The sequence below is a fragment of the Qipengyuania sp. genome (assembly GCF_043423005.1).
Taxonomy (GTDB): domain Bacteria; phylum Pseudomonadota; class Alphaproteobacteria; order Sphingomonadales; family Sphingomonadaceae; genus Qipengyuania.
In genome coordinates this window covers 21,032-31,588 of record NZ_JBHWMI010000016.1, presented here as the reverse complement: position 1 = coordinate 31,588, position 10,557 = coordinate 21,032, and the positions used below count along the sequence as shown (strand labels likewise).

The following is a 10,557-nucleotide window of genomic DNA, read 5'->3' as shown; positions in this document are numbered from 1 at the left end:
CCGCCGGGCCGCCGGCCGCCACGCCGGCGCAGGGCGATACGGTGCGCAGCATCTCGGTCTCGGGTGCCCAACGCCTCGAAGCGCAGACGATCATTTCGTACATCCAGTTGCGCCCCGGTGACCAGTGGAGCCCGGCGGTCGGCGACCAGGTGCTGAAGGACCTTGCCGCGACCGAGCTGTTCGCCAGCTTCAACGTCGTCAACACCAATGGCGATGTCGTCATCACCGTGGTCGAAAACCCGGTGATCAACCGCATCATCCTTGAAGGCAACGAGCGCATCAAGGACGACAAGATCCTGCCCGAGATCAAGCTCGCGCCGCGGCAGATCTTCACCCGGTCGAAGGTCCGCGCCGACGTCGCCCGGATCATCGAACTGTACAAGCGTCAGGGCCGGTTCGCGGCCACGGTCGAGCCTCAGTCGGTGCAACTCAGCCAGAACCGTGTCGATATTGTCTTCGAAATCGACGAAGGGCCGAAATCCAAGGTGCGTCAGATCAACATCATCGGGAACGAGCAGTTCTCCGATGGCGACCTGCGCGGCGAAATGGTGACCAAGCAGACCGGCGGCCTGCTCAGTTTCCTCAGCTCGAACACCAGCTACGATCCCGATCGCCTGGCATTCGACCAGCAGCAGCTGCGCACCTTCTACCTGACCGAAGGCTATGCCGACTTTCGCGTCGTCTCCGCCGTGGCCGAGCTGACGCCCGACCGGCAGGATTTCATCATCACCTACGTGGTGGAAGAGGGCGAGCGCTACAAGTTCGGGGACGTCAAGGTCGACAGCCAGCTGCGCGATTTCGACAGCACCGGCATGACCGCGCGGCTGCCGATGCAGGCGGGCGACTGGTACAACGCCAAGCAGGTCGAGGATACGGTCGAGCAGATGACCGAACTGGCCGGCACCTTCGGCTATGCCTTTGCCGACGTGTCGCCCAATTTCCAGCGTAACGCCGAAACCAAGACGATGGACGTCACGTTCGTCATCCGCGAGGCGCCGCGCGTCTACATCGAGCGGATCGACGTCAACGGCAACACGCTGACGCAGGACAAGGTCGTGCGCCGCGAGTTCCGGGTGGCCGAAGGCGATGCCTTCAACAGTCTGGCGATCAAGCGCTCCGAGGCGCGGATCAAGTCGCTGGGTTTCTTCCAGGAAAACTTCACCGTCAGCCAGGTCGAGGGCAGCGCGCCTGACCGGGTCGTCCTCGAAGCCAATGTCGAGGAGCAATCGACCGGCGAACTGCAGCTTTCGGCGGGGTTCTCGTCGCTCGAAAGCTTCATTCTCGCAGGCTCGATCCGGCAGCGCAATTTCCGCGGCAAGGGCCAGACGGTGGGGCTCAGCCTAAACTACTCGCGCTATTCCAAATCCGCGCAGGTCAGCTTTTCGGAGCCCTACCTGTTCGACCGCAACATTTCGTTCGGCGCGGATGTGTACCACCGCGAGTTCGACAACGACTATTACAACCGCGGGACCGGCACCTACGCCCAGGCGACCACCGGCCTTTCGCTGCGCGCCGGTGTGCCCCTGACCGAATACCTGTCGGCCATCGGCAGCTACACTTTCAACTACGACAACGTCACGATCGCCGATGAGTTCTTCTCCGACCGCAACGGTGACGGCATCGAGGATTGCATCGCCACACGCTTCATCTGCGAATCGGTGGGCAAGCGGACCAGCTCGATCCTCGGGCTGACGCTGAACTACAACACGCTCGACAGCCGCTATCGGCCGACCCGCGGCGAATCGCTCTCACTGACCGGTGAGTTCGCGGGGCTCGGCGGCGATGTGAAGTATGTCCGCGGCCGGATCCAGGGCGGCAAGTATACCAATCTCGGTTCGAACTTCATCCTCTCGCTCACGGCCGAGGGCGGATATATCCGCGCCTTGGAAAGCGATGCCGCCCCGGGGTTCGACGATGTTCGCCTGACCGACCGGTTCTTCCTCGGCGAACCGCAGTTCCGCGGCTTCGACATTCGCGGCGTGGGTCCGCGGATCGTACGGCTCCCCTATCTCGATGACGATAACGATCCCGATACCGCGCGCGTGCTGCAGACGCTCGAGGAGTTCCGCAGCGGCAGCGGGCGCCGCCAGTACGACGATGCCCTGGGCGGCAAGGCCTATTACCTCGGGCGGGCGGAGATCGACATTCCGCTCGGTTCGGGCGCGCAGGACATGGGGCTACGGCCTTCGGTGTGGGTCGATGTCGGCTCGCTGTTCTCGATCGACCGTCCGATCCTGGAAGACAACCCCAACGGCGTGCAGCTGCGCAATTCCGACGGCCAATTGCTGTACAGCCAGACGATCACGGTCAACGGGGTGCCGCAAACGACGACTGTCACCAGCCCGACCGCGCCGGACGGGACGGCCAACGCCCCGATCATTCCCGAAAGCACCTTCTATCGCGAGGTGTTCTACGGTGACAGTGCCTCGCCGCGGGTATCGGTCGGCGTCGGGGTCAACTGGAATTCCCCCTTCGGTCCGTTCCGGATCGACGTCTCCCACGTGCTGCGCAAGCAGCCGGGTGACGACACCAAGACCTTCTCCTTCAATGTAGGAACGCAATTCTGATGAACGTCCTGACCAAGACTTTCGCCGCTTTGGCCCTTGCCGGCACTGCCGTCGCCGGCGCTCCGCTCGCCGCGCAGGTGAGCGGGAATATCGCCATCGTCAACGCGCCTTCGGTAATCGTCGGCACGAACGCCTTCCGGACTGCCTACCAGCAGATCGGCACGACCTATCAGGCACAGGCGACCCAGCTGCAGCAGAAGAGCGATCAGCGCCAGACGCTGCTCCAGCAGCTTGACAAGAACAGCGATGGTCAGCTCGACGAGGCCGAGCAGCGCGCCGCCCAGGCGGCTCCGCAGGCGGCGCAGATCCGCCAGCTGGAAACCGAGATCGATCAGCTCGGCAACCAGATCGAGATCGCCCGCGTCTACGCCATCGACCAACTGCTGCAGCAGTATGGGCCGGTGGTCGAAGAGGTGGTGAAGCAGAACAAAGTGCAGATCCTGCTCACGCCCGAAGCGGTGGTCTATGCCCCCGCCGCGGCGACGATCAACACCAAGGTGATCACCGCTCTCAACGCGAAGGTGCCCTCGGTACAGATCGTACCGCCCGCCGGCTACCAGCCGCCGCGTCAGGCAGTCGCCCTGTACCAGGAAATCCAGCAGTCCATCTATGCCGCGCAGGCTCTGGCGCAAGGCCAGGCGCGCCAGCAGGGTCAGGCGACGCAGCCCGCCCAGCAACCCCAGCAGCCGACCCCGCAGCCTTCGGGCCGCTGATCGGGCGGGGCGGGGCAGTCGTCATGGAAACCCAGGCATTCGACGTCGTCGAGGTGCTCAAGCGCCTGCCCCACCGTTACCCCCTCCTGCTGGTCGACCGGGTGGCCGAGCTGGTCCCCGACGAGCAGATTCATGCGGTCAAGGCGGTCAGCTTCAACGAACAATTTTTCCAGGGTCATTTCCCCGGTGCGCCGATCATGCCCGGCGTACTCCAGATCGAGGCGCTGGCGCAGGCCGCGGGGGTCCTCGCGGTCGAGTCCCTCGGGCTCGCGGGATCAAGCAAGCTGGTCTATTTCATGGCCATCGAGAACGCCAAGTTCCGCGCCCCGGTGACGCCCGGGGTCCTGCTCGACCTCAAGGTCCGGTTCGTCCAGAAGCGCGCACGGGTGTGCAAGTTCGCCGGCGAGGCGTCGATCGACGGCAAGGTTACGTGCGAGGTGCAGTTCACTGCGATGATCGCAGACGCGCCTGAATGACCTTGTCAAACGGGCGCGGCAAAGCTACGGGCGCGCCTTTCCCATCACAGCTGGACCGGTCGGAACCGTTCCGAAGCTAGAAGGACGAATACTCATGAAGGCCGAAGGTCATCCCGACTATCACACCATCACCGTCAAGATGACTGATGGGAGCGAATTCCAGACCCGTTCGACCTGGGGCAAGGAGGGCGACACCCTGACGCTCGAGATCGACCCCACCAGCCACCCGGCATGGACCGGCGGCACGCGGCAGGTTTCCGAAGGCGGGCGGGTTGCGGCCTTCAACAAGCGCTTCGGCGGCATCAGCCTCAAGAAGAAGTAAGCGCGGCGCCGTTCACGGGCATTTGGCGAGCAAGAGGGGCGGCAGCAATGCCGCCCCTTTCTGTTGCGCCGGAGTCCCGGAATCCCGATCTAATGCCTACCTGGACGCCGGCGAAACATTCTTGCGTTGATTGGCGTCAACACGCTTTTTCACTTCCCTCGGGGCAGTGTTTATGTAACAGGGCCGGCCCACTGCGGGTAGTCGCTTGACGCCGTTCGGCCCGCTTGTATGTGCCCCCTGTCCGGCGGTGGCCGGGGGCTTGTGGCGATCGTAGCTCAGTTGGTTAGAGCGCCGGTTTGTGGTACCGGAGGTCGGGGGTTCGAGACCCCTCGATCGCCCCATTTTCCCCCTTTCGCAGCCTCGAGAAAAACCTTGCGGGAAAGCGGAAGATGGCGGCATTCTGGACCGAAGCGGATTACGACGATCATGAGCTTGTCCAGTTTGTGCGCGACCCGCACAGCGGGTTGACCGCGATCATCGCCCTGCATTCCACGCATCTCGGACCGGCAGCCGGCGGAACCCGTTTCTGGCATTACGCCCAACCCGAAGGTGCGATGCGCGATGCGCTGCGTCTCAGCCGCGGGATGAGCTACAAAAACGCGATGGCCGGGCTGCCGATGGGCGGTGGCAAGGCGGTTATCTTGGCGGACGACAAGCGCACCAAGACCCCCGAACTGCTTGGTGCCTTCGCCGACGCGGTCGACCGTCTGGGCGGGCGCTACGTGACAGCCGAGGATGTCGGTATCACCGAGGCGGATATGGCAGCCGTCGCCAAGCGAACCCGATATGTCTCCGGACTGCCGGTAACCGGCGAAGACAGCGCTGGCGGCGATCCCGGCCCGTTCACCGCGCTGGGGGTCTTCCTCGGCATCAAGGCCGCCGTCGCCCACAGGCTTGGCCGCGACAGCGTCGACGGGGTCGAGGTGGCGATCCAGGGCACCGGTAGCGTCGGCGGCGGCGTCGCCCGGCTGCTGGCCAAGGAGGGGGCGGTGCTGACCGTGTCCGACGTGGACGAGGCGCGGGCCCAGGCGCTGGCACACGAAACCGGCGCGCGTGCCGTTTCGCCCGATGCGATCATGTCGGTCCCCTGCGATGTGTTCAGCCCCAACGCTCTTGGCGCCATCCTCGATGATGCGGGCATCGGGCGGCTCGATTGCCGGATCGTGGCCGGTGCCGCCAACAATCAGTTGCAGCGCCCCGAACACGGTCCGCTCCTCGCCGGACGCGGCATCCTTTACGCGCCCGACTATGTGATCAATGCCGGCGGCATCATTTCCGTTGCGCTCGAATACCTGTGCCGCCACGACGCCTCGCCTTGCGACATCAACGAGGTGCGCAAGCGCATCGCGCTGATCCCCGGCCGGCTGGAGCAGATCTGGCAGCAAAGCGACGAAACCGGTGCGTCGCCCGATCAGGTTGCGGACCGGATGGCGCAAAAGCTGATCGGACGCTGATCGTCTTCACTTGCGGGTCAGGCGCGCCCCTGTAATAGCGCCGATGCGAATTGACATGCACGGCCTTGCCAATCCGAAACGGTTCCTGACCATCGCCCGCTGGCTGACCCTGCCGCTTCTGGCGGGCGGGCTGATCGTGGCTGCCAGCGCGCTCGCCTGGGGGCTGCTGCAGGTGCCGCCCGACCGGCTCATGGGAGAAACAGTCCGCATCCTTTTCATCCACGTGCCGGCGGCATGGCTCGGCATGGCCGGGTGGAGCGCGATTGCGGTCGCCAGCATCGTCTATCTCGTCTGGCGACACCCGCTGGCGGCCATCGCCGCGCGCGCCGCGGCCCTTCCCGGGCTGGTCTTCACGCTGGTGTGCCTGGCTACCGGATCGATCTGGGGGCGGCCCACCTGGGGTACCTGGTGGGTGTGGGACGGCCGGCTAACCAGCATGCTCGTCCTCGCGTTTCTCTATCTTGCCTATATCGCCCTGTCGCAAGCGGCTGCGCGCGAAGGTGTGTCGGCGCGTATCCCGGCGATCTTCGGCATCCTGGGGGCGATCAACATCCCGATCATCAATCGCAGCGTGGTGTGGTGGAACTCGCTGCACCAGCCGCCCAGCATCACCATGGGCAGGAGTGCGATCGACGCTGAATTCCTCGTCCCCCTGCTGATCGCGGCAGCCGGCTTTTCGCTGCTGTTCGGCGGAGTGGTGCTGGCCCGGATGCGCGCGCTGCTGGCCGAAACGCAGGCCGAAGCACGGCTGCGGCGGCGTGCACTGGAAACCGCCTGATGCGCGAATCGCTCGATCAATGGCCGTTCGTGATCGGTGCCTACGCGCTGACCATCATCGCCACTCTTGCGCTGGCAGTGTGGAGCGTGATGTCGATGCGCCGGGCTGAGCGCAAACGCGACGAGGCGCGCCGCCGATGAAAGCATTCAAGCCCAAGCATCAACGCCTGCTGCTGGTCATTGTCGCCCTTATCGCGCTGATCGGGGCGGCGTTGCTGGCGATCTATGCGCTGCGCAATCAGGCAAGCTATTTCTATCTCCCCGAACAGATGCGTGACGATCCCCCCGCCGCAGGTCAGGCGGTGCGGCTTGGCGGGATGGTCGAGCCGGGTTCGCTCAAGACTCAGGCCGATGGTGTGACGATCGACTTCATGGTGACCGGGCGCGACGCCTCGCGCATTCCGGTGCGCTATGCCGGCATCGTGCCGGACCTGTTCGTCGAAGGATCGGGCGTGGTGGCCGAGGGCGCGCTGAACCCGGACGGGGTGTTTGTGGCCGATAACCTCCTCGCCAAGCATGACGAGAACTACGTTCCACGCGAACTTGAAGGAATGAGCGAGCATCAGGCTGCACGAATGGCCGAGGAAACGACGGTCGGTCTCGAGTGATCGCGGAACTCGGCCTTGCCGCCCTGTGGCTCGCCGCGGCTTTGGCCGCGCTGCAGATGCTGGCCGGCGGTCTTGCAGTTCGGGAAGGGGCGACGAGCGCGATCGGTCGGCTGGTCCGCCCCGCGGCGGTGGTTCAGGGCGGGCTGGCGATCATTGCCTTCGCCGCGCTTCTGTGGGTGTTCGCGATTACCGACCTTTCGGTCAAACTGGTGGCGGCGAACTCGCATTCCCTGAAACCGATGATCTACAAGATCGCCGGCGCCTGGGGCAATCATGAAGGCTCGATGCTGCTGTGGGTGATGGTCATGGCGCTGTCGGGCGCGCTGATCGCCTTGCTCGAACGCCGGCTGCCGGAACGGACCTTGCAGGCGACCCTGGCCGCGCAGGGGTTCGTGGCGCTGGGGTTCTACGCCTTTCTCCTCCTGAGCTCCAACCCGTTCGAACGGTTGCCGTTGCCCGCGGCAGAGGGCATCGGGCTCAATCCTCTGCTGCAGGACATCGGCCTCGCCTTTCACCCGCCGACGCTGTATCTCGGCTATGTCGGACTGTCGGTGGCCTTCAGCTTCGCCGTGGGCGCCTTGCTGACCCGGCAGGTCACACCGGACCTCGCCAGCGTCATGCGCCCCTGGGTGCTGGGTGCGTGGGTCTTTCTGACCATCGGGATCACGGCCGGAAGTTACTGGGCCTTTTACGAACTCGGCTGGGGCGGCTGGTGGTTCTGGGATCCGGTCGAGAATGCCTCGCTCATGCCGTGGCTGGCGGCTACCGCGCTGCTTCATTCGGTCTCGGTCCTGGCCTCGCGCGATGCCTTGCGTGTGTGGACGATCATGCTGGGCGTGGTCGCGTTCTCGATGAGCATGGTCGGCACCTTCCTCGTGCGCTCGGGCATCCTGACCAGCGTGCACGCCTTCGCTGTCGACCCCGAGCGGGGCAGCTTCATCCTCGCCCTGCTGGCGATCTACATCGGCGGCGCGCTGCTCCTGTTTGCGCTGCGGGCCGCCACGATCAGCGAAGGCCAGCGTTTCGCCTTTGCCAGCCGCGAAGGTGCGCTGGTGGTCAACAACGTGATGCTGAGCGCGATCCTGGCGATCGTGCTGCTCGGCACGCTGTACCCCTTGCTGACCGAGGCATTCGGCGTTCGGGTTTCGGTGGGGCCGCCGTATTTCAACCCGGTTTCGGCGATCTTCGCCGTCCCGATGCTGCTGGTCATGGCAGTCGGCCCGTTGCTGCGCTGGCGGCAGGACCGGTGGGACCGGATCGGCAAGGAACTGGCGTTGATCGCCGCCCTGCTGCTTGCAGCGCTGGTGCTGGTCAGCCTGCTGGGCGAAATTGCCCTCCTGCCGCTGCTCGGGCTGGCGCTGGCTGCGGCGCTGGCCGTGGCCAGCGTGCTTCCGCTGCGGGGCCGCAGGCTGACGCGGGTGCCGCTGGCTACATGGGGCATGGTCGTCGCCCATCTGGGGATCGCGGTGTCGCTGTTCGGCATGGCCAGCGAGAGCGCCTTTTCGACCGAGCGTCTGGCGGCCATGCGCCCCGGCGATACCGTGACGGTGGGGCCGTGGCAGGTCGAACTGGAGGCGGTCGAACCGCGGGCGGGGCCGAACTGGACCGCGCTCGCGGGACGGATGGAGGCCCGCTACGATGGCGGCGAGGTGACCGAAATCCTGCCCATGGCGCGCAGCTTCTGGGCGCCCGAACAGCAGACCAGCGAAAGCGTGTTGCTGACCCGCTGGAACGGCCAGCTCTATGCCGTGATGGGCGGAGAGGCCGAGGGCGGGCGCTGGCAGATCCGCCTGTGGTGGAAACCCTTCGTCCCGTTCATCTGGTATGGCGGCGGACTGATCGCGTTGGGCGGGCTGCTGTCGCTTATCGGCCGGCTGCGTGACGATTTGCGGCGACGGACAGTGCAGCGCAAGGCCGCGGCCCGGCGCGCAGATGCCGGGGCGGCAGCATGAGCTGGCGGCTGTGGTTGCCGGTGCTGGCGTTCGCCGCATTCCTCGGGATTGCCGCGTACAGCCTGTCGCAGCCGAAGGACGATTTCGTCCGCAGCGCGATGATCGCCCAGCCGTTGCCGTATTTCGATCTTCCGCCCGCGAGCCCGGATCGCCCGGGGGTCGGCAGCGCATCGTTCGCCGACGGCAAGCCGCGGTTGCTGAACATCTGGGCCAGCTGGTGCGTACCGTGCGTGGCAGAGGCCCCGCAGCTGGAGCAGCTTCGTGCCGGCGGGGCGGATATCGTCGGCGTTGCGATTCGCGACCGACCGGAAAACGTCGCCGCCTTTCTCGAACGATACGGCAACCCCTATACCCGGATCGGCCGCGATGATCTGTCCGAAGTCCAGTTCGGGATCGGATCGTCGGGCGTGCCGGAAACCTTCGTCATCGATGGTCGCGGGGTCATCACTTACCAGCATATCGGCGATATCCGCGCAAGCGACGTGCCGGTCCTGCTGGAAAAGCTTGCCGAGGCGGGGCGATGAGAGCCTCGCCGCTTGCCCTGTCGCTGGCATTGCTGTCGCTGCCATTCCCTGTGGCGGCGCAGGACGACGTGCCGCCGGCGCCCTATGCCTATCGCCAGCTCGACGATCCCGCGCTGGAAGCGAAGGCGCAGGATCTGATGGAGACCTTGCGCTGCATCAAGTGTCAGAGCCAGTCGATCGCGGATAGCGATGCGCCGATGGCCGGAGACATGCGTCATCAGGTTCGCATCCGCATCGCCGCGGGGGAAGAACCCGAAGCCGTGCGCGGATGGCTGATGGACCGCTATGGCGACTATGTCAGCTATTCGCCGGCCCTCAATGCGCGGACTTGGCCGCTGTTCGCGATTCCCGCATTGCTGGTGCTCGCGGCCCTCGCGGTGATGCTGCACCGCGTCAGGCGGCGGCGATGAGCTGGGTCGCGATCATCGCGCTTGCCGCGGCGGCGTTGGCGGCGGCTATCGTGCTGCTGCGATTGCCGCGCGGGGGGTGGACGCTGTTTGCCGCCACGCTGCTGTTCGGGCTTGCCGGCTATGGGGTGCAGGGTTCGCCCGGGATGCCCGCCGCCCCCAAGGCGGCGCGCGCCGATCAGCCGCAAACGGGCGAGCAGATGGTGACTGCGCGGCGACAGTTCTTCGAAACCGGGCGCCTGCCCCCCCGCTGGACGCTGACTGCCGATGCCTTTGCCCGGCGCGGCGACTATGCCCGGGCGGCAGAATTCTATCGCATTGCGGTGGAGCAGGATCCGCAGGACCAAGAAGGCTGGCTCGCGCTCGGCATGGCCCTCATCGAGCATGCCGAGGGCAATCTCACCCCTGCTGCCACCTACGCCTTCGAACGCGCGCGCGAGATTGCCCCGGGCAATGGCGGGGCGCAGTATTTCCTCGGCCTCGTCGCGCTCAACCGGGGCGAACTTGCGCGTACCCTCGAGCTGTGGCGCGATGCCTTGCGCCAAGCGCCGCCCGACGCACCATGGCGGGCCGCCGTGGCATTCCAGACGGACCGGCTTGGCGAGGTGATCCGGATGCAGGAAGCAAGCCGCCGCACGACGCCTCGCTAGCCGCGCGTGCCTGCTGTTGCGGCGCCTTATCGCGCCTGCTAAGCGCCCCCGCCTTGGCGCGGCCTATCGCCCGCAGGCCGGGGTGACAGCATGATGCGGCAAGGCAG

Annotated in this window: 12 protein-coding genes and 1 tRNA gene; all 13 read left to right on the top strand. The window is 65.8% G+C overall.

Annotation, left to right across the window (positions count from 1 at the left end; all coding sequences use genetic code 11):
• On the top strand, positions 1 to 2,567 hold a 2,567-nt coding region (bamA, locus tag ACHFFA_RS03290; protein WP_394269412.1), incomplete at its 5' end, for an outer membrane protein assembly factor BamA.
• Positions 2,567 to 3,280: an OmpH family outer membrane protein gene (locus tag ACHFFA_RS03285; RefSeq protein WP_394269411.1), complete on the top strand. Its 714-nt coding sequence runs from the start codon at positions 2,567 to 2,569 to the stop codon at positions 3,278 to 3,280. The genes bamA and ACHFFA_RS03285, both read left to right, overlap by 1 nt.
• Before the next feature lie 23 nt (positions 3,281 to 3,303).
• A complete protein-coding gene (gene fabZ, locus ACHFFA_RS03280) occupies positions 3,304 to 3,756 on the top strand; it encodes a 3-hydroxyacyl-ACP dehydratase FabZ (RefSeq protein ID WP_394269410.1) in 453 nt (150 codons plus the stop codon).
• Between the two features lie 94 nt (positions 3,757 to 3,850).
• Complete coding sequence (rpmE, locus tag ACHFFA_RS03275; protein ID WP_394269409.1) at positions 3,851 to 4,078, top strand: 50S ribosomal protein L31; 228 nt, start codon at positions 3,851 to 3,853, stop codon at positions 4,076 to 4,078.
• A gap of 264 nt (positions 4,079 to 4,342) precedes the next feature.
• A tRNA-His gene (locus tag ACHFFA_RS03270) sits at positions 4,343 to 4,419 on the top strand.
• Positions 4,420 to 4,467: 48 nt separating this feature from the next.
• Positions 4,468 to 5,532, top strand: coding sequence for a Leu/Phe/Val dehydrogenase (locus ACHFFA_RS03265; protein WP_394269408.1), 1,065 nt, complete (start codon positions 4,468 to 4,470; stop codon positions 5,530 to 5,532).
• A gap of 55 nt (positions 5,533 to 5,587) precedes the next feature.
• Positions 5,588 to 6,310, top strand: a complete 723-nt coding sequence (gene ccmC / locus ACHFFA_RS03260) for a heme ABC transporter permease CcmC (protein ID WP_394269413.1) — start codon at positions 5,588 to 5,590, stop codon at positions 6,308 to 6,310.
• Positions 6,310 to 6,450, top strand: a complete 141-nt coding sequence (gene ccmD / locus ACHFFA_RS03255) for a heme exporter protein CcmD (protein WP_394269407.1) — start codon at positions 6,310 to 6,312, stop codon at positions 6,448 to 6,450. The genes ccmC and ccmD overlap by 1 nt, the downstream gene beginning before the upstream one ends.
• Positions 6,447 to 6,917, top strand: a complete 471-nt coding sequence (gene ccmE / locus ACHFFA_RS03250; RefSeq protein WP_394269406.1) for a cytochrome c maturation protein CcmE — start codon at positions 6,447 to 6,449, stop codon at positions 6,915 to 6,917. Before ccmD ends, ccmE begins: the two co-directional genes overlap by 4 nt.
• A complete protein-coding gene (locus ACHFFA_RS03245; protein ID WP_394269405.1) occupies positions 6,914 to 8,869 on the top strand; it encodes a heme lyase CcmF/NrfE family subunit in 1,956 nt (651 codons plus the stop codon). Before ccmE ends, ACHFFA_RS03245 begins: the two co-directional genes overlap by 4 nt.
• Positions 8,866 to 9,393 carry a redoxin family protein gene (locus tag ACHFFA_RS03240; RefSeq protein ID WP_394269404.1) on the top strand — a complete coding sequence of 176 codons (528 nt, stop codon included), beginning with the start codon at positions 8,866 to 8,868 and terminating at the stop codon, positions 9,391 to 9,393. The genes ACHFFA_RS03245 and ACHFFA_RS03240 overlap by 4 nt, the downstream gene beginning before the upstream one ends.
• Positions 9,390 to 9,803 carry a cytochrome c-type biogenesis protein gene (locus ACHFFA_RS03235; RefSeq protein ID WP_394269403.1) on the top strand — a complete coding sequence of 138 codons (414 nt, stop codon included), beginning with the start codon at positions 9,390 to 9,392 and terminating at the stop codon, positions 9,801 to 9,803. Before ACHFFA_RS03240 ends, ACHFFA_RS03235 begins: the two co-directional genes overlap by 4 nt.
• The gene (locus ACHFFA_RS03230) at positions 9,800 to 10,450 is read left to right on the top strand and encodes a tetratricopeptide repeat protein (protein WP_394269402.1); all 651 of its coding nucleotides are present in this window, start codon (positions 9,800 to 9,802) and stop codon (positions 10,448 to 10,450) included. Before ACHFFA_RS03235 ends, ACHFFA_RS03230 begins: the two co-directional genes overlap by 4 nt.
• Positions 10,451 to 10,557 lie beyond the last annotated feature (107 nt).

Excerpts from the sequence above, each read along its gene's own strand:
- ACHFFA_RS03285 (WP_394269411.1), top strand. The coding sequence starts at position 2,567 with ATGAACGTCCTGACCAAGACTTTCGCCGCTTTGGCCCTTGCCGGCACT.
- fabZ (WP_394269410.1), top strand. The coding sequence starts at position 3,304 with ATGGAAACCCAGGCATTCGACGTCGTCGAGGTGCTCAAGCGCCTGCCC.
- rpmE (WP_394269409.1), top strand. The coding sequence starts at position 3,851 with ATGAAGGCCGAAGGTCATCCCGACTATCACACCATCACCGTCAAGATG.
- ACHFFA_RS03265 (WP_394269408.1), top strand. The coding sequence starts at position 4,468 with ATGGCGGCATTCTGGACCGAAGCGGATTACGACGATCATGAGCTTGTC.
- ccmC (WP_394269413.1), top strand. The coding sequence starts at position 5,588 with ATGCACGGCCTTGCCAATCCGAAACGGTTCCTGACCATCGCCCGCTGG.
- ccmD (WP_394269407.1), top strand. The coding sequence starts at position 6,310 with ATGCGCGAATCGCTCGATCAATGGCCGTTCGTGATCGGTGCCTACGCG.
- ccmE (WP_394269406.1), top strand. The coding sequence starts at position 6,447 with ATGAAAGCATTCAAGCCCAAGCATCAACGCCTGCTGCTGGTCATTGTC.
- ACHFFA_RS03240 (WP_394269404.1), top strand. The coding sequence starts at position 8,866 with ATGAGCTGGCGGCTGTGGTTGCCGGTGCTGGCGTTCGCCGCATTCCTC.
- ACHFFA_RS03235 (WP_394269403.1), top strand. The coding sequence starts at position 9,390 with ATGAGAGCCTCGCCGCTTGCCCTGTCGCTGGCATTGCTGTCGCTGCCA.
- ACHFFA_RS03230 (WP_394269402.1), top strand. The coding sequence starts at position 9,800 with ATGAGCTGGGTCGCGATCATCGCGCTTGCCGCGGCGGCGTTGGCGGCG.